Source organism: Actinospineispora acaciae DSM 45401 (assembly GCF_000620785.1).
GTDB lineage: Bacteria > Actinomycetota > Actinomycetes > Mycobacteriales > Pseudonocardiaceae > Pseudonocardia > Pseudonocardia acaciae.
In genome coordinates, this window is sequence record NZ_JIAI01000012.1 from 192280 (window position 1) to 214138 (window position 21859).

19 protein-coding genes are annotated in these 21859 nt (G+C 73.4%); 8 read left to right on the top strand and 11 right to left on the bottom strand.

The genetic code is table 11. The features are described from left to right. Positions 1 to 76 precede the first annotated feature (76 nt). On the top strand, positions 77 to 1324 hold the full coding sequence (locus N912_RS61095) for an HNH endonuclease signature motif containing protein (RefSeq protein ID WP_084211559.1): 1248 nt from the start codon (positions 77 to 79) through the stop codon (positions 1322 to 1324). Positions 1325 to 1356: 32 nt separating this feature from the next. Here N912_RS61095 and N912_RS64080 read toward each other — a convergent pair whose 3' ends face one another. Both N912_RS64080 and N912_RS57185 read right to left on the bottom strand, forming a co-directional pair. Beyond that, positions 1357 to 3687 carry a protein kinase family protein gene (locus N912_RS64080; RefSeq protein WP_037068677.1) on the bottom strand — a complete coding sequence of 777 codons (2331 nt, stop codon included), beginning with the start codon at positions 3685 to 3687 and terminating at the stop codon, positions 1357 to 1359. A gap of 68 nt (positions 3688 to 3755) precedes the next feature. Next, the gene (locus N912_RS57185; RefSeq protein WP_156994283.1) at positions 3756 to 4670 is read right to left on the bottom strand and encodes a ferredoxin family protein; all 915 of its coding nucleotides are present in this window, start codon (positions 4668 to 4670) and stop codon (positions 3756 to 3758) included. A 427-nt stretch (positions 4671 to 5097) separates the two neighbouring features. On the opposite strand from N912_RS57185, the gene N912_RS0137870 reads away from it, so the two are divergent. Both N912_RS0137870 and N912_RS0137875 read left to right on the top strand, forming a co-directional pair. Beyond that, positions 5098 to 6309 (top strand): JmjC domain-containing protein, encoded by a 1212-nt coding sequence (locus tag N912_RS0137870; RefSeq protein WP_028926518.1) that lies wholly within the window; start codon positions 5098 to 5100, stop codon positions 6307 to 6309. 78 nt (positions 6310 to 6387) lie between these two features. Continuing rightward, positions 6388 to 7365, top strand: a complete 978-nt coding sequence (locus N912_RS0137875) for an ABC transporter substrate-binding protein (protein WP_169748029.1) — start codon at positions 6388 to 6390, stop codon at positions 7363 to 7365. A 71-nt stretch (positions 7366 to 7436) separates the two neighbouring features. Here the strand turns inward: N912_RS0137875 and N912_RS0137880 are convergent, their stop codons facing one another. From N912_RS0137880 to N912_RS0137920, 9 genes are all read right to left on the bottom strand, one after another. After that, on the bottom strand, positions 7437 to 8447 hold the full coding sequence (locus tag N912_RS0137880) for an ABC transporter substrate-binding protein (protein ID WP_028926520.1): 1011 nt from the start codon (positions 8445 to 8447) through the stop codon (positions 7437 to 7439). Beyond that, entirely contained in the window at positions 8444 to 9622 is a 1179-nt protein-coding gene (locus N912_RS57190) for an ABC transporter permease (protein WP_084211561.1), read from the bottom strand. The genes N912_RS0137880 and N912_RS57190 overlap by 4 nt, the downstream gene beginning before the upstream one ends. Next, entirely contained in the window at positions 9619 to 10407 is a 789-nt protein-coding gene (locus tag N912_RS57195; RefSeq protein WP_051581383.1) for an ATP-binding cassette domain-containing protein, read from the bottom strand. Before N912_RS57195 ends, N912_RS57190 begins: the two co-directional genes overlap by 4 nt. After that, positions 10404 to 11327 carry a hypothetical protein gene (locus N912_RS0137895; RefSeq protein ID WP_028926521.1) on the bottom strand — a complete coding sequence of 308 codons (924 nt, stop codon included), beginning with the start codon at positions 11325 to 11327 and terminating at the stop codon, positions 10404 to 10406. Before N912_RS0137895 ends, N912_RS57195 begins: the two co-directional genes overlap by 4 nt. Continuing rightward, a complete protein-coding gene (locus N912_RS57200) occupies positions 11324 to 12751 on the bottom strand; it encodes an FGGY family carbohydrate kinase (protein ID WP_051581369.1) in 1428 nt (475 codons plus the stop codon). The genes N912_RS0137895 and N912_RS57200 overlap by 4 nt, the downstream gene beginning before the upstream one ends. After that, the gene (locus N912_RS0137905; protein ID WP_028926522.1) at positions 12748 to 13791 is read right to left on the bottom strand and encodes a LacI family DNA-binding transcriptional regulator; all 1044 of its coding nucleotides are present in this window, start codon (positions 13789 to 13791) and stop codon (positions 12748 to 12750) included. The genes N912_RS57200 and N912_RS0137905 overlap by 4 nt, the downstream gene beginning before the upstream one ends. Then, positions 13788 to 14903, bottom strand: coding sequence for a 1-phosphofructokinase family hexose kinase (locus N912_RS57205; protein WP_051581370.1), 1116 nt, complete (start codon positions 14901 to 14903; stop codon positions 13788 to 13790). The genes N912_RS0137905 and N912_RS57205 overlap by 4 nt, the downstream gene beginning before the upstream one ends. Positions 14904 to 15175: 272 nt before the next feature. Next, a complete protein-coding gene (locus N912_RS61110) occupies positions 15176 to 15733 on the bottom strand; it encodes a P-loop nucleotide/nucleoside kinase family protein (protein WP_051581371.1) in 558 nt (185 codons plus the stop codon). Between the two features lie 91 nt (positions 15734 to 15824). Beyond that, on the bottom strand, positions 15825 to 16676 hold the full coding sequence (locus tag N912_RS0137920) for a Sir2 family NAD-dependent protein deacetylase (RefSeq protein ID WP_084211563.1): 852 nt from the start codon (positions 16674 to 16676) through the stop codon (positions 15825 to 15827). Between the two features lie 118 nt (positions 16677 to 16794). On the opposite strand from N912_RS0137920, the gene hrcA reads away from it, so the two are divergent. The 5 genes from hrcA (at position 16795) to ybeY (ending at position 21810) form a co-directional block, all read left to right on the top strand. Continuing rightward, a complete protein-coding gene (gene hrcA, locus N912_RS0137925) occupies positions 16795 to 17817 on the top strand; it encodes a heat-inducible transcriptional repressor HrcA (protein ID WP_028926524.1) in 1023 nt (340 codons plus the stop codon). Between the two features lie 75 nt (positions 17818 to 17892). After that, positions 17893 to 19071, top strand: a complete 1179-nt coding sequence (dnaJ, locus tag N912_RS0137930) for a molecular chaperone DnaJ (protein ID WP_028926525.1) — start codon at positions 17893 to 17895, stop codon at positions 19069 to 19071. A gap of 27 nt (positions 19072 to 19098) precedes the next feature. Beyond that, positions 19099 to 19905 (top strand): 16S rRNA (uracil(1498)-N(3))-methyltransferase, encoded by an 807-nt coding sequence (locus N912_RS57215; protein ID WP_051581372.1) that lies wholly within the window; start codon positions 19099 to 19101, stop codon positions 19903 to 19905. A gap of 292 nt (positions 19906 to 20197) precedes the next feature. Beyond that, positions 20198 to 21250 (top strand): PhoH family protein, encoded by a 1053-nt coding sequence (locus tag N912_RS57220; protein ID WP_037068688.1) that lies wholly within the window; start codon positions 20198 to 20200, stop codon positions 21248 to 21250. 14 nt (positions 21251 to 21264) lie between these two features. Next, positions 21265 to 21810 (top strand): rRNA maturation RNase YbeY, encoded by a 546-nt coding sequence (gene ybeY, locus N912_RS0137945; protein WP_028926526.1) that lies wholly within the window; start codon positions 21265 to 21267, stop codon positions 21808 to 21810. Positions 21811 to 21859: the final 49 nt, after the last annotated feature.

Below are 21859 nucleotides of genomic sequence, written 5' to 3' on the forward strand. Positions count from 1 at the left end.
TGAGCCGTTCGAGTGTTCTTTTTTGTGGCGTTGTTGGGCGCGGGTTTTTGTCGGGGGCGGCTGGACAATTGATGGCATGACGGAGAACGGGGTCGCGGCGGCGGGCGCCGGGTTTGTGGCTGCCTTGGCCGCTGCGTGTGATCCGTCGGTGGGTGAGGACGATGCGATCGCGGCATTGCGTGAATGCGCCGCAGTGCAGCGGTTGGTGGATTTTCAGCTGACGCGTTTGATAGCGGCGTTGGACAGGCGCGGCGTGTTCGCGGATCGCGGTGTCCGCACCGAGGACGCCGTCGCGGACCTCTTCTGCTGGGACCGGGGCGTGGCGCGGCGGCGGGTGGCCATGGCGCGTGCGGTGATCGCCCCGATCGGGCCGGGCGGCGAGGTCCTTGCGCCGAGGTTGGCGGCGACGGCCGAGGCGTTCGAGAACGGTGAGCTGGACGCGGCCCGGGTGGAGGCGATCCGCGCGGCGCTGGGCGGTGCCTCGGCGGAGCGGGCCGACCCGGAGGACTGGGCGGTCGTCGAGAAGCAGCTGGCCGGCTACGCCGCGAGCGGCGCCCGGCCCGCCGACCTGCGCACGGTGGCCAACCAGCTGATCGGCCTGGTGGACCAGGACGGGCCGGAGCCGGATCCGCCGCCTCGGCACCGGTCGTTGCGGCTGGTCGCCGACCCGGACCGGGGCGGCGGCTGGGTCCGCGGCGAGCTGGACGCCTCCGGGTTCGCGGCGGTGGCCACCGCGCTCGACGCGCTCTCCAAGCCGCTGCCCGGGGCGCCGCGCGGGTTGGCCCAACGCCAGGCCGACGCGCTGGTCGACGTGTGCCGGTTCGCGCTGGACCACGCCGAGCTGCCCGAGGTCGGCGGCGAGCGGCCGCACCTGAACGTCACTGTCGACCTGGAGGACCTGGAGAACCGCGCGCGCTCCGGCCGGCTTGACTTCGGCGGCATCCCGAGCCCGGGTGAGCTGCGAATGTTGGCCTGCGACGCGATGGTCATCCCAATGGTGATACGCGGGCGCAGCGAGGTGCTCGACCTCGGGCGCAAGGTCCGTGCCGCGACCGCCGGGATGCGCCGGGCGGCGGTCGCCCGGGACCGCTGCTGCGCCTTTCCCGGGTGCGGGCGTCCGCCGGCGTGGTGCGACCTGCACCATATCAAGGAATGGGCGCGCGACCGCGGCGAAACCAGCGTCGACAATGTCGTTCTCCTATGCCGGGTGCATCACCGAATGGTCCATTGTTCGGGTTGGTCGGTGCGTATGGGGGACGGCGGTGCGGAATTCATACCGCCGCCCTGGATCGATCCCGCGCAAACGCCTCGGCGGCGGCTGTAACCGCGCTGAACAAGATACGGTGAGCGGTCCGTTCAGCGGCAGTCGGTCGCCGGGTGGGCGATGACCTGCTTCAGCTCCGGTTGGAGGACCTGCAGGCTGACCACGGGATCGAGCGTCTGGGTGCCTTCGGCGTGCCAGTCGTAGCGGGCTTCGACCTGCTCGCGGCCGTTTCCGACCGGCTCGGTGATGACCGGGCCGGTGCCCGTCTCGCTGGTCCAGCCGTAGGCGATGGTGCCCTCCTCGCCGTTCGTGGTGATCACGCCGATCAAGGTGCACGTCGTGCCGACCTGGTGTTTCCACAGGGTGACGGAGTCGACCCGCAGTTGTGACGGGCCGCGCCTCTGTTCGAACACCACGAACAGCGTCACGGCGGCGGTGAGGACGACGGCCACGGTCAGGACGCAGAACGTCACGAAGATCCAGCGACGCTTGCGCCTGGGTTCGCCGGTCGGTTGTCCGGGCGTCGGCATGGGTCGCGCGGGCTGCCAGCTCGGTCGTCGCGGCGGCACGGGGGCGCCCGGCTGGGTGCCGGTCACGCCGTTCGGCATGCGTTGGCCGGGAGGCGTGTGGTGGCCCGGAGGCGCGGGCGGGCGGCCGGTGGGCGGCCGGGAGCCGTGCGGGGGAGTGAACGCCCGGCGCGGAGTGGTGGGCAGGCGCACCGGGGTGGTCGGCGGTGCGGGATCCGCGGGCGGGGTAGGCGTCGGCCTCGGTCGTGGCGTGGGGGTCGGCTTTGGTGGTGTCGCGGGCGGCGGCTTCGACGGGGTTTCGGTGGCGGGCTCCGGCGCGGCAGCGCGTGGTGATCGGGGTCTTGGCGAGGGTGTCGGCCTGCGCGGCGTCGGGGTTGGCTTCGGTTTCGGTTTCGCGGGTGTGTCCGGTGCCGGGGTGGCGGGTGCGTTCGCTGCGCGGGTGTCGGGTGTGTCCGCCGTTGGGCTGTCGGGTGTGTCCGGTGCCGGAGTGACGGATGCGTCCGGTGCCGCGGTATCGGGTCTGGTTGGTGCTGGGGTGGCGAGCGGTGGGGTGACGGGGTGAGACGGAGCCTCGGGCGGCGACGGCGTGGCCGAGGAGTCGCTGGCCGCGCCGTCGGCCGGTGTGGCGGGCTTTGGGCTCTCGACGGCGGGCGGTTCCGGGGCTTGTGGGGTCTCTGCGGCGGATGGTGCGGGTGTGTTGTTGGGCTGTGGGGTCGCCGTGATTGTGGTGGGTGGGGCGGGTGCCTGTGGGGCGGGTGGTGTTCGGGTTCCTGGGGCGGTGGTGGTCGGTGCGGAGGGCTCCGGTGTGTCGGCGGTGAGTTCCGGCGCGGGCGTTGGTGGATCGGGGGCGGGCTCGGTCTCGGGGTCCGGCTCGGTCTCGGGTGCGGCGTCGGCGGTGGCGTCGGCGGTGGCTGCGTCGGCTACGGGCGTTTCATCGGGCTTGGGGGGTTCGGGCGCGGCGGGAGGCGCGGGAGTGGGCGCCCTGGCGGCTGGAGGTGGGGCCGTAGGCGGTTCTTGGGGCGGGATGGGTGCGGGTGGCGGGGTTGGGGGCGGTTCCGGTGGGGCGGTTGGGGTGCGGGGCTTCGCGGTGCGGCGGAAGCGTTTGGGTTTGGGCGCAGGGAGCGCGGTGGGGGGTGGGGTGGGGCCGCCGAGCGTGGTGAGGGCGGCTTGGGCGGTCGCGGTGAGGGTGGTGCGGTCGGCGGAGGCGGCGAGGTCGGCGAGGTGGTTGATGGCGGCGGTCAGGCCGTCGGGGTCGGCCTTGGCGGTGGCTTCGGTGGCTTCGGTGGCTTCGATGGCTTCGATGGCTGCGGTGAGGGCGGGGGGTGGAGCGTCGTCGTCGAGGTGCCAGCGGTCGGCGAGGAGGCGGGCGAGGGCGGTCCAGGAGCGGACGTCGTCGGCGGGGGTTGCGGTGGTGCTGGTGCCCCAGTCGGTGAGGAGCGCGGTGCCGTGCGGGCCGAGCAGGACGCTGCGCTGGTCGACGTTGCCGTGGGTGAGGTCGGCCTGGTGTACGGCGAGCAGGGTGGTGGCGATGTCGGTGAGCAGGGCGGCGGCGTTGGCGGGGGTGCGGTGCGCGCCGTCGTCGAGGACGTCGGCGAGGGCGGGGACCGGAGGGCCGTCGGTGACCAGCCAGTTGCGGCCGGCCTGTTGGACCAGCTCGGGGTTTGGTCGGTGGACGCCGGGCAGGTTCAGGCCGGCGAGTCGCTCGATGGTCGGGAGCAGGACCTTCAGGTCCACGCCGGGGTGGACCAGCAGCAGGCCGGCGGGCTGGTCGGTCGGGCCGACGGCGGGGAACCAGGTGCCGGCCGGCGTCGTCCGTACGCGGCTTCCCCGCCGGTACTCACCGACCCGGGGTGCCTCGCGGGAGAGCTGCTGGCTCAGACTGGTGGACGGGCTCATCGCGGGTCTGACGATACGGGGCGCCCGAGATCGCAACCACCGTGGCGCGCGTCCTCAGGTCACTGTGCCTAGGCCGGCACGGGCATCTCGATGTCGAGCACCTCGAAGCGGTGCGGGCGCGCCTCGCCGGAGCAGACCGAGTGGCCGTGCACGCCCAGCGGGGTGTGGCGCACGCGGACGCGGAACAGCGCGCCCGTGGCCGTCCGCACCTCCACCACCGCCTGGTCGTCGCCCTGCCGGTCGGGGACGCCGGCGAGGGTGTCGTCCAGGCCGGTGAGGCCGGTGCGCTCCCGGATGGCGATCTCGGCGACCTGCGCGAACGGGTCGATGCCGACCCGCCCGCGCAGGTTGTCCAGCTCAACTTCGCCGCGCTGTGCGGCCGCGGCGACCGGCATCACGGAAGCCGGTCTGAGCTGTCCATACATGAAGCCGTGCGGGGCGACCAGCAGGTTGCCGGCCCAGCGGTCGCCGCCGAAGTGGGTGCACTGCCAGGTCTGGTCGGGGTACTCGGCGGCCAGCGCGTCGGCGACCGGGCGGCCCAGCATGGCGCAGCAGGCGTCCTTGCGGCCGTGCACGCAGACCAGCAGCAGCGGGTCGGCCACCGGCTCGCCGAGGCCGCCGGGGCCGAGGGCCACCTCGGTCAGGTCCAGGTCGGCGAGGTCGGTGCGGCGGTCCACCGGGAGGCGTTCCAGCCAGCGCCGGCCCGGTTCGCAGCCGCCGGCGAACACCGAGGGGCGCTCGGGCTTGGAGTTGCGGCCGGGGCGGCGGATCACCAGCGCGCGCAGCCCGCGCCGGACGTGCAGCTCGTCCATCCATTCCGGGGCGGACGGACCGAAGCACTCGGTCAGCACCCGTTCCCGCACGTCCACTGCCCACGGGCCGGTGTGCTCGATGAGCAACACCGACCTGATCCTGGACGCGGTGCCTGTCGGTCGCTCGCCGAGTTGGCGAGCCAGCGCCGCGCAGTGGGGCAACTTGATCACGCTCACGAGAATAAGGCTAGCCTAACTTCCGATCAACCCGGTGACACGGGGTCGTGCCTTCCCTTGACGGGATCGATGGTCACCTGCGTAGGTTACTGATGGCCCGGTTCACGGGCCGGCCGTGATCGACCGATTCGGTGTGTCGGGGCCCGAGGGGAGGTGAACATGGCTGCTCAGGACGCTCTGTTGCTCGGTGTCGAGGAGGAAAGCGTCGTTGTCCGTCGCGAGACGAACAGTGACAACGACGGTAGCGACCGGAGCTCGGACTTCGTCTGAGTGTAACTCTGTGTAGTCACGTGTGACGGTTGGTGAGCCGCGCGTGCCTACGCGTACAGCCGGTCTCGTCGGGGGTCGACATCGGCCTCCGGCGGGCCGGCCCTCATGTTCACCCCTTCGAGATCCTTCGAGACCCACGGAGAGCCGACGCATGCCGTCCGCGCAACTGTTCACCGAGAGCTTCCTCGCCCAGGTGGGTCCGGACTTCGCCGGCGAACGCCTGGGGCAGGACTTCGTACGGGCGTCGGTCGGCGCGGACTCGGTGCGCGAGCTGCTGACCTGGCCGGCCCTCAACGAGATCCTCAGCACGCACCAGCTCGGCGCGCCCCGGTTGCGGCTGTTCCGGGACGGCTCGCAGGTGCCGGTCGGCCGCTACACCCAGCGCGGCGGCGTCGATGGCTCAGGGGGCTCCGGCGGGTCCGGCGGGTCCGGCGGTCACGAGGTGCTGGTGCCCGACGCGCTGTACCGCGAGCTGCGGGAGGGCGCGAGCCTGGTGCTGGACTCGGTCGACCAGCTCCACCCGCCGGTCGCGGCCGCCGCCGACGACCTGATGCGGCTGGTCAAAGAGCTGGTGCAGGTGAACCTGTACCTGGTGTGGGGCGACCACCAGGGCTTCGACACGCACTGGGACGACCATGACACGGTGATCGTCCAGCTGGCCGGCACCAAGCACTGGACGGTGCGCGGACCCGGTCGGCCGTACCCGATGAAGCTGGACACCGACCACGACCACCGGCCGCCGGACGGCACGATCTGGGAGGGCACGCTCGCGGCCGGCGACATCATCCACGTGCCGCGCGGGTGGTGGCACGCGGTGCGCGGCACCGGCGACATGAGCATGCACCTGACCTTCGGGTTCACCCGGCGAACCGGCATCGACTGGGCGCGCTGGGTGGTCGAGCAGCTCTACGCCGAGGAGCTGTTCCGCCAGGACCTGCCCAGGTTCGCCGACGAGCGGCGGCGCCGGGCGCACGAGGACGAGCTGGTCAGGAGCCTGGCGAAGGTGATCGCCGGGCACCGGCCTTCGGACTTCCTCGCCGCCAGGGATCGCCGGTTCCCGCGCCGGCCGGAGATCAACCTGCCGTGGCCGGTGCGGTACGAGCCGCCCGCCGGCACCGCCCGCGTCGAGCTGACCGCGCTGCTGGAGCCCGCCGTGCGGGTGGAGGACGGCGCCGTGGCGGTGACCGTGGCCGGCAAGACGTTCCGGTTCGCCGCCGTGCTCGCGCCGCTGCTGGAACGGCTGGCCGCCGAGCGGTCCGTGCCCGTGACCGCCCTGCGCGCCACCGCCGGGCTCGACGAGAACCAGTTCGATGCCGCGCTCGAGTTGCTGTTGCGGCACCATCTGGTTGTCGTTCGAGAGTGATATGAATCACATAAAGTTAGCCTAGCTTATGCTCTGCGCATGATCCCTCTCGCTGAGCTGTATCCCGTTGAGGATGACGTGAGCCGCCGGTCCCTGCTTGTCGGTGGGGCCGCGGCGGCGGGGTTGGTCGCCTGCGGTGGTGCGAACACGAACTCCGGCCCGGCCGTGGCCCCGCCCGGCTTTCCGCGAGCCGTCGACCATCCTGGCGGGCGTACGGAGATCCCGGCGCCGCCGGGCCGGATTGTCAGCGCGATGGACTACGACGACCTGGACGCGGTGCTGGCCGTCGGCGTCACGCCCGTCGCGTTCGGCTTCTCGTCGTGGCTGGTCGAGGGACTCACGCCGTGGGCGAGCGCGGCCGAGGGCGGGACCCGGCTGGCCGGGCCGGTCGCCCACGTCTCGGTTGAGAGGATCGCCGCGCAGCGCCCGGACCTGGTCGTCGCCCAGGCCGACCTGGTCTCCGACGCCCTCGACGCGCTGCGACGGCTGGCGCCCACGGTGACGGTGGCGCTGCGCTCCGGCGACTGGAGGGCCGGCACCCGCACGCTCGGGCGCGCCACCGGTCGGGAGGCGCAGGCCGCCGCGACCATCGACAGGGCCGAGCTCGCGCTGGCCGACGCCAGGGCGCGGCTGGCCGGACTGAGCGGCCGCCGGGTCGCGGTGATCAACCGCCACGGCGGGCAGGTCCACGTCGAGACCTCGACCGTCGACGTGCACGGCGCCGGCACCGTGGTGTCCGAGCTCGGGCTCACGCCCGTCGACGCCGGCACCGTCGCACCGGCCGGCGCGCTGGCGGAGGAGGAGCTCACCCGCCTGGACGAGGTGGACGTCCTGCTCGTCCAGGACTTCGTGACCGAGACCGCCGCGCTGCTCGGCTCGCCGCTGTTCCAGAGCCTGCGCCCGGTGCGCGAACGCCGCGCCGCGTGCCTGAGCCGTGCCGCCACCCGGGCATGTTTCCTGCTCAGCGCGCTGTCGCTACCTTACGCGGCGCGCGAGATGGCCTCGGCGATCAGCGACGCGGCCGCCGGAAACGGCTCGCTCGCCCCGCCGCGCTGAGCGCCCGGTGCGGCGGTCGCCCTCGGTGGGCGACCGCCGGCCGCTATGCCGGTCAGGCCGGTCAGGCCTGGTCAGCAGGCGGACTTGTAGAGGGCCTCCTTGCCCTCGGGGGTGTCGACGTTCTGCTTGGTCACGATGGTGAAGCCGGTCTGGATCTTCGCGGTGACCGGCTGGCCCTTCAGCGCGGCGATGGCCTGCTGGACGCCCTGTTCGCCGATCTTGCCGGGCTGCTGGGCGACGAGCGCCTGCACCGTGCCGTCGCGCAGCGCCTTGACCTGGTCCGGGCCCGCGTCGAAGCCGACGACCTTGACCTGGTCCTGCTTGCCGGCCTGCCGGATGCCGGTCGCGGAGCCCTCGGCGGAGAACAGGTTGGTCGCGAAGACGCCCACGATGTCGGGGTCCTTCTGCAGGGCGGCGGTCACGATCTGCGCGGCCTTCTGCGGCTCGTTCATCGAGTACTGCACGCCGAGGTCGGTGTAGCGGGGGTCGGCCTTGACCGCGTCCTGGAAGCCCTTGGCCCGCGCGTCGGTGGTACTCACGCCCGGCTGCACGCTGACCACCAGCACCTTGCCGCCGTTCGGGGCGAGCTGCTTGATCGCGTCGAAGGCCGCCTTGCCGCCGCCCTCGTTGTCCGAGGCGATCGCGGACGCGGCGATGGACGGGTCCTTGAGCGTGGTGTCCACCAGGACGACCTTGATGCCCTGCTGGGTGGCCTGCTCGATCGGCTTCTGCATGGCCGAGACGTCGGTGGGGGCGATCAGGATCGCGTTCGGCCGCGAGGAGATGACCGACTGCAGGATCGGGGTCTGCATGGTCGGGTCGAACTTCTGGCCGCCCTGGGTGGCCAGCGAGGCGCCGGCGGCCTTGGCGGCGGCCTGCGCGGCGCAGTCCATCGTGATGTAGAACGCGTCACCGGCGACGCCCTGGACGAACGCGAGCTTGTACGAGCCCCCGGACCCGCCGCCCGAGCCGCCGGAGCCGCCCGAGCCGGAGCCGCCGGAGCCGCCGCCCGAGCCGCAGGCCGCCGTGAGGCAGAGCGCCACCGCTGCCGCGGCGGCCATCACTGTCTTCAACCTGATCATGTTGTATCCCTTCTAGCGCCGATGCCGAAATGGGAGAGGATCGAGGTGCGCGCCGAGGTGCCGCGTTGCGCGGCGGCGCGCCGTGCCTGGTCGACGTAGACGGCGGCGATGAGCACCGCGCCCACCACCACCTGCTGCCAGAACGGCTGGACGCCGAGGATCACGAAGCCGTTCTGCAGGGTGGACGGGATGAACAGCCCGATCACGGTGCCGAACACCGAACCCGCGCCGCCGAACAGGCTGGTCCCGCCGATGACCACGCCGGCGATCACGTTCAGGTTCGTGTTGGACTGCCCGGCGATCGTGGTGGACTGGAAGAACGCCAGGTTGAGCAGGCCGGCGAACCCGGCGAGCAGTCCGGCCAGCGCGTACACCTTGATCAGGTGCCGGTTCACCTTCACCCCGACCCGGCGGCCGGCCTCCGGGTTCGAGCCGATGGCGAACGTGTAGAGCCCGAACCGGGTGCGGTGCAGCAGCACGATGCCCAGGACCACGACCACCAGGGCGATCACCGACAGGGTGGGCACCTGGCCGACCAGGTTGCCGAAGCCGACGGTGTCCACCAGCACCTCGGGGGCGTCGCGCAGGTCGATGCCGCCGGTGATGATCTGCGCGATGCCCAGCGCGGCGCCCAGCGTGCCCAGCGTGACGATCAGCGGCGGCACCTTCGCCTTGGCCACCAGCACGCCGTTGACCAGCCCGCAGGCCAGCCCGGCCGCGCAGGCCACCAGCACGCCGATGCCGGCCACGCCCCAGCCCTGGCCGCCGGCCGCCGCCATCGCCTTGTCCGCCAGCACCCCGGAGAGCACCAGCACGCTGCCCACCGACAGGTCGATGCCGCCGGTGATGATCACGAACGTCATGCCGACGCCGAGCACCGCCAGGATCGAGGTGTTCACCACGATGCCCCGGATGTTGAACCAGGACAGGAACGCGTCCGGGTTCAGCACGCTGAAGATGATCATGATCACGGCGAGGATGAGCACGATCTGCAGCGCCTGCAGCCGCAGCACGCGGCCAAACCGACCGTCGGTCTGTTCGTCGGCGTCCGCGTCCGGAACGGCCAGGTGGTTGCGCGGCTCGGTCACGGCGCCCCCGGTCGCGGTGCTGTTGGTTGCGGCGCTGTTGGTTGCGGCGCCGGTAGCTCGGCCTTGGCCGGCGGGTCCCGTTGTCATCGCCCGGCCTCCCCGTTCGCCTCGCCGTTCCCGGCCCCGTTGCCGTCCAGCGCGCCGGTCATGGCGCCGACCAGCTCTTCCATCGAGGTGTCCGCCGCGTTGTAGCTGGCCACCCGCCGGCCCCGGCGCAGCACGTGCACCCGGTCGGAGACCTCCAGCACGTGCGGCATGGAGTGGCTGATGAACACCACGCCGATGCCGTTGTCCCGGACCCGCCTGATCAGGTCGAGCACGTTGCGGGTCTGCACCACGCCGAGCGCCGCCGTGGGCTCGTCCAGGAAGATCACCTTGCTGGCCCAGGCGGCGGCGCGCGCGACCGCGACGCCCTGGCGCTGCCCGCCGGACATCGAGCCGATCGGCCCGGACAGGTTGCGGACGGTGGCGCCGAGGTTATCGAAGGCCCGCCGGCTGCCCTCGCGCATCGCCTTGTTGTCCATGAAGCCCAGCAGCCCGAGCAGGCCGGGGCGCATCACCTCGCGGCCCAGGTACATGTTCCGCACCGGGTCCAGGTGCGGGGCCAGCGCCAGGTCCTGGAACACGGTCTCGATGCCCAGTGCCCGCGCGTCGCTGGGCGAGGCGAACCGCACCCGGCGGCCCTCGAAGTAGATCTCGCCGGCGTCCGGGGCCTCGCTGCCGGAGAGCAGCTTCACCACCGTGCTCTTGCCGGCGCCGTTGTCGCCGATCAGCGCGACGACCTCGCCGGCGTCGACGTCGAAGTCCGCACCGGCCAGCGCCTGCACGTGGCCGTACTCGCGGATCAGGCCACGGGCCTCTAGCAGGGTCATCGCGTCCTCACCGCCTCTCGCCACGGGCGGGCGCGGCCGGTCACGGCGGCCACGCAGGCCTCCAGCCGCAGCCGGGCCGTGCCGTCGAGGAACTCCGCGCGGGCCGGGCCGTCCAGGCCGACGGCCTCCTTCCACAGCGCCCGCCCGGCGATGAAGCCGGACGCGCCGCCCTCCTCGCAGGACACCCGCAGCACGTGCTCGAACTCGGCGAAGTCAACCCCGGCGGAGAGCACCGCCCACGGGCCGTCGGTGACCTCGGCGATGCGCCGGCAGCCCTTCGGCGAGCCGGGGTACTCCAACTTCAGCAGGTCGGGGCCGATCTCGGTGAGCATCCGGGCGCACTCGACGATGACGTCCTCGCGGTGGGCCGTGTTCATCTCGGTGAGCGGCTCCTCGCCGGGCAGCGGGTAGATCAGGTTCTCCACCACGGACGGCAGCCCGGCGCGGCGGCAGTCGGCGACCACCTCGGCCACCACGGAGAGCACCTCGGCGACCAGGTCCGGTTCTCCGGGCGTGCGCGGGCGGTCCGGGCGCAGCTGGATCAGGAACTTCACGGCGTTGCCGCCCATGCCGCGTACCCAGGCGGCGTCCTGCTCCGGGATGCGGAACGCCCTCGGCTCGCCGTTGTGGTTCCCCCGCGACGCCGGCTCGGCGGCGACCAGCAGGCCGGTGCCGTCCGCCAGCGCACCGGCGGCGCGCACGGCGGGCACGCCGAAGTCGGGGTCCAGCAGGACGGCGCTGGCGCCGGGGGACAGCGCGCCGATCACGTCCGCCTTGACCGCGCGCATGCCCTCCTCGGTGGCCTCCTTGTCGGCGGCGGCGAACATCCGGCGCAGGGTGTTGCGCTGGTCCATCGCCACGATCGAGAAGACACCGTCCGGGCCTGCTATCGCGTCCAGCGTCGTCGCGTCTAACGTCACAGTGCTACTCCTTCGTGCTGGTCGTCCGGACGTCCAGAGGCCGCCAGGGCGGTGCGCCGCAGCGGTTCGGCGAAGTCGAGAAGCTCGCCAGGGCACCCCGAGGCGGCGTAGCCCGCGCACAGCGCCGCGCCGAACGCGCCGGGCTCGGCCAGGTCGCTGAACCGCAGCTCGGGCAGCAGCCGCCGCTTGGCCGCGCGCACGCTGCGCAGCCGGGTCCAGCCGCCGGCCGCGACGGCCGCCCTGGGCGCGCCGACCACCTCGGCCATCGCGTCCAGCAGCCCGCCGGTGACCTCGCCGACGTGCGCCAGCGCGGCGGCCCACAGCGCGTCCGGGGTGGCGGTGTCGCCGACGCGGACGGTCACCGCGTCGTCGGACGGCCGTGCGCCGAGCACCGTGGCCCCGGTGTGCAGGTTCGGCGTCCACGCGTGGTCGAGCCGGGCGCGGCCGGCCGGGTCGTCGGCGCCGAGCAGGGCCAGCACCCGGCGCAGCACCAGCCCGCCGCGCAACCCGCCGATCAGCGCGGAGCGGCCCTCGATGACGTGCCGGCCGGCCTCGATGCCGCGACCGACCAGTTCTTCGCGCTGGTCGTCGGTCAGCCCGGCCGGCACCGAGCGCAGCACCACGTCGGCGGTGCCCGAGGAGTTCAGCAGGTCGTGCGGGCCGACCGCGCCGACGCCGAGCGCGGCCACCGGGTGGTCGTGCCCGACCACGGTGAGCACGGCGCCGGCCAGCGCGGGCGCGGCGGCGGCCTTGACCCGGCCGGCGGGGCGGCCGGCGGGCACCAGCGGCGGCAGGAACGAGTCGGGGTCGGCGTCGAGCAGCGCCAGCGGTTCGGGCCACGGCCGGCCGGTGGACTGGTCGAGCAGGCCGGTGCGGGAGGCCAGCGAGGGTTCGGTCACCTGCTCGGCGCCGAGCGCGTGCGCGATGTACTCCGGGACGTTCAGCCAGCGGCTGCCCGGCGGCAGCGGCAGGCCCTCGGCCCGCATCCAGAGCAGCTTGCCGAACGTCCACTGCGGGCCGACCGGCAGCCCGGTGCGGCGCGGGAACTCGGTGCGGAACGCGGGATCGAGGGCGGCCAGCTCGGCGTCACCGCGCTGGTCGAACCAGGCGATCACCGGGGTGACCGGCGATCCTGACGGGTCGAGCACGACGCCGCTCTCGGCGAACCCGGCGATGCCCACGCCCCGGGGGACGACCGGTGTGCCCGCGTTGCGTCCGGCGTCGACCAGCGCCGCCCCGGCGGCCGCCACCACGTCCGCGAGCAGCGCGTCGCCGGTGGTCTCCGAGCGCCCGTCCGGGTACCTGGTCCAGGTGGTGCGGCGGCCGGCGAACCCGAGCGGCGTGCCGTCCGCGCCGATCACCAGCGCCTTGGTCTCCGTTGTGCCCAGGTCGATGCCGACCAGCACGTCCAGCCGGGCCGTCATGCCGGCACCTCGCCGGAGCCGCGCGGGACCAGCCGCAACGGCACGGTCAGGGTGGCCGGCTCCGGCGCCTTGCCGGCGATGCGGTCCATCAGCCGCTCGGCGGCCAGCCGTCCGATCACGTCCGGCGGGTGGTCGATCACCGTCACCCCCGGGGAGATCGACTCGGCCAGCGGCAGGTCGCCGAAGCCGACGAACGCGACGTCGCGGCGGCCAAGCCGGTGCAGTACCGGCAGCACCCGCAGCGAGCACCGGGTGCTGGGGGAGAAGATCGCGGTCGGCGGGTCGGCGCTGTCCAGCAGCCGGATCGTCTCGGCGTCCAGTTGCTCGCTGTCCGGGTCGCAGGTCACCACCAGTTCGTCGTCCAGCTTGCCGGACGGTTCGCCGGGCGGCTTGCCGGCGGGGGCGATGCCCGCCTCGGCGAGCGCGGCGCGGTAGCCGTCCAGCCGCAGCCGGGTGGTGTCCAGCTCGGGCTCCAGGCCGAGGAACGCGATCCGCCGGTGCCCGTGCGCGATCAGGTGCCGCACGGCGGTGCGCGCCCCGTCGGCGTCGTCGACCACCACCGAGTCGGAGTCCGCGCCGGAGGGCCGGCGGTCGACGAACACGACCGGGCAGCTCAGCGCGGACACGTGGGAGTGCTCGGTGGAGATCGGCGCCAGGATCAGCCCGGCCACCCGCCGCTGCACCATCCGGGTCAGCAGCTCGCGCTCGTGGCGCTGGTCGCGGTTCGTGCTGGCGATCATCACGGAGATCCCCCGCGACAGCGCGACCCGCTCGATCTGGCCGGCCACGCTGGCGAAGAACGGGTCGGCCACCGAGTCCACCACCACGCCGATGGTGTCGTCGGTGCCCCGGCGCAGCGAGCGGGCCAGCGGGTCGGGCTGGTAGCCGAGCGCGAGCACCGCGCGCTGCACCCGGCCCCGGGTCTCGGGTGCCACCCGGGGGTCGCCGTTGATCACCCTGGAGACGGTCTTCGCGCTGGTCTCGGCGGCCGCCGCGACGTCCCGCAGCCGCACCCGCCGCCCGCCGTCCCGGCCGTTCATCCCGCGTCTCCGGTGCGCGCGGCGGTGTTCATAGCTCCGGCGGTGTTCGTGGCTCCGCCGGTGTTCGTGGCTCCGCCGGTGTTCGTGGCTCCGGTGGTGTTCGCGTCCTTGGTGGCCAGAGCGCGCAGCTGGGCGAGCAGCTCGTCGGCCCTGGCCGGGTCGACGCCGCCGGCGAGGAGCCGCTCGCAGGACGCGGTGGCGGTGGCCGCGCCTCGGATCACGGCGTCGAGCCACTGCTCGTACTCCAGCCCCGCCGGGCTCCCGCCGGCCTGCAACAGCCCGAGCGCCAACCCGCCCACGAACGAGTCGCCGGCCCCGACCGCGCTCACCACCCGGGTAGGCACCGTCCGTACCCACTCCGTCCGTACCCCGTCGGAGAACGCCACCCCCGCCGCGCCGGCCGTGACCGCCGCTCGCCGGGCGCCGAGGGCGCACAACGCGCGCGCCGCATCCCCGGCGCGCCCGGCCACGCTCGCGCCGTCGTCGGACCCGTTCTCGGACTCCGCGCCGACCAGCAGCGCGCCGCTGCCGCCGTGGATGGCCGCCTCGGCCTCCTCCAGGTTCGGCGTGACCAGGTCCGGCCCGCTGGCCAGCGTGGCGTGCAACGGGGCGGGCGCGGTGTCGAGCACGGTGGCCACTCCGGCCTCGGCGGCCAGCGCGACCAGCTCGGCGTACCCGTCCACCGGCGCGCCGGGCGGCAGGCTGCCCGCGCAGACCAGCAGCCGCGCGCCCGCTGCCGCCCGCTCGGCGACAGCGTCCCGGTACGCCGCCCAGGTGGCCTCGTCCAGCGGGGTGCCCGGTTCGTTGAGAACGGTGGCCCGGCCGGACTCCTCGACCATGATCGTTCCCACCCGGGCGTACCCGGGGGAGGCCACCGGCACGACGTCCGCGCCCTCGTCGGCGAGCAGCCCGAGTATCCGGTCCCGGTCCCGCTCGGCGACCAGCGCCACCAGCGTGGCCGGCCGGCGGTAGGCGCGCGCCACCCTGGCCACGTTCACGCCCTTGCCCCCCGCCGTCACCTCGACCGCGCGCGCCCGCAACACCCCGCCGGGCACGACCTCCGGCACCCGGGAGGTCCGGTCCACGCAGAGGTTGGGGGTGGCGATCAGCACGCGCGCTCCTCGTCGTTGCGGAGTTGCCGGAGTTGCCGGAGTTGCCGGGTTGTCGGAGTGGCCGGGGGTTGTCGGGCTGCGGGGTTGCCGGGGTTGCCGGGGTTGCCGAGGCCGTTCACCGGGGGAGGTAAACGATGTCACACACAGAGGTAAACGATGTCACGCTCTGGTGCAGCGAAGTCTGAGCCCGCGTCGGGGCGGTGTCAAGAGCTCGAAGTGAAGTGCACGCCGAACGCACCAGCGGAGCCGAACACGGTGTCACCAGCGCGGTGTCACGAGCGCGGGGCCAGGAACCGCTGGAGCGTCGTGGCCAGCCGTTCCACCGGCCAGCTCGCGTCCAGCTCCAGGTGCTCGGTCCGGGGCGCGGTGAGCACGCCGGTGGCCAGGAACGCCGTGGGGTCGGCGAGCTTGGCGCGGTCGCGCGCGGCGCCCCGGCTCCGCAGCCGGCGCAGCAGCTCGTCGGGGTCCAGCCGCAGCCACACCAGCACCGGGCTCCCGCCGGCCGCGACCAGCCGGTCCCGGACCGCCGCCCAGGCCGCCGGGTCGGAGCGCTCGGCGGTGAACGGCGCGACCGCGACCACCGGGCGACCGATCTGCAGGTTGTCCACCGCGGTGGCCAGCAGCGCCTCGTAGCGGGCCGCCCGGGTGGGGCCGGCCAGCACCGGGTCGTCCAGGTCGTCGGAGCCCACCAGCGCGCCGACGACCGAGGTCAGCGGGCCGGTGAGCACGTCCTGGTCGAGCAGCGCGGCGCCGAGGCGGGCGGCCAGCGCCGCGCCCAGCGTCGACTTCCCGCTGGCCGCCGGCCCGCTGATGAGCACCGCGAGCAGCATGGCTACCGGCGCACCGGCACGTACGTCGCTTGCATACCCGTCTAGTACCCCGGACCCGCGCCGAAGTACGCCTGCGAACCGCGAACCGGTGTCACAGGGTGGACGCCAGCGCGCCGAGCACCTCGGAGCACCCACCGTCCACCTTGACGACGGCGAACTCGTCCCCCCGGGTCGGACCCCGGTTGACGATCACGACCGGGATGTCCCGCTGGTGCGCGCGGCGCACGAACCGCAGCCCGGACTGCACGGTCAGCGACGACCCGGCGACCAGCAGCGCGCCCGTCCGGCCGTCCTCGGGCACCAGCGACTCGACCATCCCGTAGGCCAGCGCCACCCGACCCGGCGGCACGTTCTCGCCGAAGAACACCACGTCAGGCTTGAGCGTCCCGCCGCAGTCCGTGCACGGCGCGACCCGAAACCCGTCCACCGACTCCAGCGCGGCGTCACCGTCCGGGTTGCTCGCCACCCCGGCCCCGTGCGCCTCGGCGAACCCGGGGTTGAGCTCGGCCAGCCGCAGTTGCAGCTCCGCGCGCGAGCCTCGGCCCCGGCAGTCCAGGCAGACCACGTCGGCCAGCCGTCCGTGCAGGTCGATCACGGACCGCTGGCCGGCCGCCCGGTGCAGCCCGTCCACGTTCTGCGTGATCAACCCGCGTACCGCGCCGGCGCGCTCCAGCTCGACCAGTGCGCGGTGCCCGGCGTTCGGCTCGGCCGCGCGCATCCGTGCCCACCCGACGTGGCTGCGCGCCCAGTAGCGACGCCGCGCCGCCTCGCCGGAGCGGAACTCGCCGAACGTCATCGGCGTGGCGCGCGGCGAACCCGGCCCCCGGTAGTCCGGGATGCCGGAGTCGGTGGACAGCCCGGCCCCGGTGAGCGCCACCACCGCACGACCGGCAAGAACCTGACACGCCCGCTCCAGCGCACCGGGCAACGAATCGACGCGCACCAGCCCAGAATAGGGCCCCGTGAGTGGCTGGAGCCGTCATAGCGGCCCTGGCCACTCACGGGTCCGCGGGGCCTGTGAAAACGTAGACTGGGTAACGAACGGCCGGGGAGGTGCACGGTTGAACGCCGAGGAACGTCGTTTCGAGGTGCTGCGCGCCATCGTCGCCGACTACGTGGCGACCCAGGAGCCGGTCGGGTCGAAGGCGCTGGTCGAGCGGTACAACCTCGGGGTGTCCAGCGCGACAGTGCGCAACGACATGGTGACCCTGGAGGAGGACGGCTACATCGCCCAGCCGCACACCAGCGCGGGCCGGATCCCGACCGACAAGGGCTACCGCCGGTTCGTGGACAGGCTCAGCGAGGTCAAGCCGCTATCGGGGGCCGAGAGGCGGGCCATCCACTCCTTCCTGGGCGGCGCGATGGACCTCGACGACGTGCTGCGCCGCAGCGTCCGGCTGCTGGCCCAGCTCACCCGCCAGGTGGCCGTCGTGCAGTACCCGACGCTGACCCGGTCCACCGTGCGGCACCTGGAGCTGGTCTCGCTCACCCCGGCCAGGCTGATGCTGGTGCTGATCACCGACAGCGGGCGGGTGGACCAGCGGATGGTGGACCTGGGTGAGGTGATCACCGAGGACGCGGTCGGCCGGTTGCGCACGCTGTTCAACGGGGCGCTGGAGGGGCGCCGGCTGGCGGACGCCTCGGTGCTGGTCGCCGAGCTGCCCGAGCAGTCCCCGAGCGAGCTGCGCGACGCGGTCACCACGCTGTCCATGGTGCTCATCGACGCGCTGGTGGAGCACCCCGAGGAGCGGCTGGTGCTCGGCGGCACCGCGAACCTGACCCGCAACGTGGCCGACTTCCCCGGCTCGCTGCGCCAGGTGCTCGAGGCGCTGGAGGAGCAGGTCGTGGTGCTCAAGCTGCTCGCCTCGGCGCACAGCCCGGGTACCGTGCGGGTGAGTATCGGGGAGGAGAACGAGGCCGAGGAGATGCGGTCCACCTCGGTGGTGTCCATCGGGTACGGGCCGGGCGAGACCCTGCTCGGTGGCATGGGCGTGGTCGGGCCGACCAGGATGGACTACCCGAGCACGATCGCCGCGGTGCACGCGGTCGCCAGGTATGTAGGTGAGATCCTGGCCGGGCGGTAAGCCCTAGGAGGACATCCCGGGGCGGTCGCCGCCGGGCACGAGCGAGCTTGTTCGAGGGACATGAGGAACACAAGGGTGGCGAGGGACTACTACGGGTTGCTCGGCGTCAACACTGACGCGAGCGGGGACGAGATCAAGCGGGCCTACCGTCGGTTGGCCCGTGAGCTGCACCCCGACGTCAATCCCGATCCGCAGGCCCGGGAACGGTTTGCCGAGGTCACGAAGGCCTACGAGGTGCTCTCCGACCCGGAGAAGCGGCGGATCGTGGACCTCGGCGGCGACCCGCTGGACAACGGCGCCGGCCGGGGCGGCGGCGCCGGGGATCCGTTCGCCGGGTTCGGTGGCCTGGGCGACATCATGGACGCCTTCTTCGGCGGCGCCGCCGGGATGGGCGGCATGGGCGGCGGCCGGGGCCCGCGCAGCCGGGTCCAGCCGGGCGCGGACGCGCTGATCCGGATGCGGCTGACCATGGAGGAGTGCGCGGCCGGGCTCACCAAGGAGCTCACCGTGGACACCGCCGTGCTCTGCTCGGAGTGCACCGGCTCGGGCTGCGCGCCGGGCACCGAGCCGTCCATGTGTGACATCTGCGGCGGCCGCGGCGAGGTGCAGAGCGTGCAGCGCTCGTTCCTCGGCCAGGTGGTCACCAGCCGCCCGTGCCCGAACTGCCGGGGCCAGGGCCAGGTCATCCCGGACCCGTGCCGGCAGTGCGGCGGCGACGGGCGGGTGCGGGCACGGCGCTCGGTCACGGTGAAGATGCCCGCCGGGGTGGCCGACGGGATGCGGGTGCGGCTGGCCGGCCAGGGCGAGGTCGGCCCCGGCGGCGGCCCGGCCGGCGACCTGTACGTGGAGGTCGAGGAGGCGCCGCACGAGGTGTTCACCCGCGAGGGGGTGGACCTGCACTGCGTGCTGCCGCTGCCGATGACCGCCGCCGCGCTGGGCACCACCGTGCGGCTGCCCACCCTGACCGACGACGTGATCGAGCTGGACGTGGAGCCAGGCACCCAGACCGGCAAGGTGCACACGCTGCGCGGCAAGGGCATGCCCCGGCTGCGCTCCAGCGGCCGGGTGGACGGGCGCGGCGACATGATGGTGCACATCGAGGTCGTGACGCCGACCAAGCTGGACGCCAAGCAGACCGAGCTGCTGCGCGAGCTGGCCGCGCTGCGCGGCGACGAGCAGCCCGACGTGGCGATGAACGGCCGCAACGGCGGCGGGTTGTTCTCCCGGCTGCGCGGCGGCCGAGGCGGCCGGTGACGCCGGCGGTGACCCGGGGATGACCGGGTGACGCCGCCGCTCCACCTGGTCGACGAGCTGCCGGCCGGCGAGCTGGCCGAGCTGGCCGGCGCGGAGGGGCGGCACGCGGTGACCGTCCGGCGCACCCGGGTGGGGGAGCGGTTGCTGCTCGGCGACGGGCGCGGCGGGCTGGCCGACGCCGAGGTGACCGAGGTCGGCCGCGACGCGCTGACCGTCCGCATCCTGGCCCGGCGCCGGGTGCCCGCGCCCAGGCCCACCGTCACCCTGGCGCAGGCGCTGGTCAAGGGCGATCGCGGCGAGCTGGCCGTGGAGCTGGCCACCGAGGCCGGCGTGGACGCGATACTGCCGTGGCGGGCCGCCCGCTGCGTGGCCCGCTGGGACGACGGCCCGCGCGGGGCGAAGGCGCTGGCCCGCTGGCGCTCGACGGTCCGAGCCGCCGCCAAACAGTCCCGCCGCGCCTGGCTGCCCGAGATCGGCGAGCCGGTTGGCACGGACGAGCTCGCCGCACAACTGACCGCCGCACAACCGACCGCGGCGTTCGTCCTCCACGAGTCGGCCGACCTACCGATCGCGACAGCCGTCCACGACCTAGGCCCCGACGCGCACAACCTGCTGCTCATCGTCGGCCCGGAAGGCGGCATCACCGACGACGAACTGGCCACCCTGCGAGCCGCCGGAGCCCGCGCGGTCCGGCTCGGGCCGGAGGTGCTCCGAGCGTCCACGGCCGCCACGGTGGCTCTGGCCGCGATCGGGGTCCTGACCGACCGCTGGACGCGCACCGTCCGTAACGACCAGATACCGGACCTGGTCCGTTCGAGTGAGCGTACGGTGTAGTTGAGAGCGATATGGGTTTACCATCTGTACTCCTGGTCCCCGGTGCTCAGGCCGAGGATCGGTGAAGATGTCGGGTGTGAGCACCCGATGAGGCCGCCGGTCGAGTCCCCCTTTGCCGGCGGCCGCCGTGCCGCGGCGGGCGTCCCCCCACGGTCGCCGCGGCACGGTTTCCACCCCACGTCCGCGTCCGCTGCCCGATGGTGGTTACCTGCCTGCGCCCAGGTCGCCGCCCCGCTACCATTTGCGGGAGAAAGCGTAGTGGCGAGCACAGGGAAGCAGGGCAGCACATCTAGTGATCGGTACTGAATCGGAGCGTCCCAACACCGGACCCTCCGCGCAGTCCCGCATAGCGATCCCTGACTCCGCGCTGCTCGCGGTGCTCGGCTCCCGGGACGAGAACCTGCGCGCCGCCGAGGACCTGCTCGACGCCGACGTGCACGTCAGGGGCAACGAGCTCACCCTCACCGGCACGCCCTCGGACGTGGCGTTCGCCGAGCGGGTGTTCGCCGAGCTGGTCACGCTGGCCAGCAGGGGCCAGCAGCTGGGCGCGGACACCGTGCGCCGGATGGTCACGATGCTCTCCGACGAGGGCGAGGGCACCGACGGCGAGTCCCCGGCCGAGGTGCTCAGCCTCAACATTCTTTCGAGGCGCGGCCGCACCATCCGTCCCAAGACGCTCAACCAGAAGCGCTACGTCGACGCCATCGACAAGCACACCATCGTCTTCGGCATCGGCCCCGCCGGCACCGGCAAGACCTACCTGGCGATGGCCAAGGCGGTGCAGGCGCTGCAGGGCAAGCAGGTCAACCGGATCATCCTGACCCGCCCGGCCGTCGAGGCCGGCGAGCGCCTCGGCTTCCTGCCCGGCACGCTCTACGAGAAGATCGACCCGTACCTGCGCCCGCTGTACGACGCGCTGCACGACATGATCGACCCGGAGTCCATCCCGAAGCTGATGGCCGCCGGCACCATCGAGGTCGCGCCGCTGGCCTACATGCGCGGGCGGACCCTGAACGACGCGTTCATCATCCTGGACGAGGCGCAGAACACCACGCCCGAACAGATGAAGATGTTCCTGACCCGGCTCGGCTTCGGCTCCCAGATCGTGGTCACCGGCGATACCACGCAGATCGACCTGCCCGGCAACGCCCGCTCCGGCCTGCTGGTGGTCCGGGACATCCTGGAGGGCGTCGACGACGTCCACTTCGCGCAGCTGACCAGCACCGACGTGGTGCGCCACCGGCTGGTCTCGGACATCGTGGACGCCTACGCCCGGTGGGACGCGAACCAGCCCTCGGACGCCAGGCTGGTGCCCAACCGCGCCGACCGCCGCCGGCGTCGCTGACCGGAGACGAGCACGTGGGTATCGAGATCTGCAACGAGTCGGGCGTGGCCGTCGACGAGGCCGCCATCGCCTCCGTGGCCAGGTACGCCCTGGACGCCATGCGGGTCAACCCGCTGGCCGAGCTGAGCGTGCTGCTGGTCGAGCTGGACGTGATGGCCGAGCTGCACCAGCGCTGGATGGACCTGCCCGGCCCGACCGACGTGATGTCCTTCCCGATGGACGAGCTGGACGCCACCCGCCGCCCGGACTCCCTGGACGACCCGGAGTCCATCCTCGGCGACATCGTGCTCTGCCCCGAGTTCGCCCGCAAACAGGCCGAGGCCGCCCGCCACACCCTGGACGACGAGCTGCACCTGCTCACCGTGCACGGCGTCCTCCACCTGCTCGGCTACGACCACGCCGAACCCGACCAGGAGCGCGAGATGTTCGGCCTGCAGAACGAGCTCCTGGCCCACTGGCGCGAAGAACACGCCGCCGCCCAAGCTCGCGAACGCCGCCACCGCGCCGACTCCGCCGTACTCCGCACCGCGAGCCTAGAACCCCCACCGGACCCACAATGACCCGCGAGTCGGGCGTCCTGGCACACCGAGTCGGGCGTTTCAGCACACC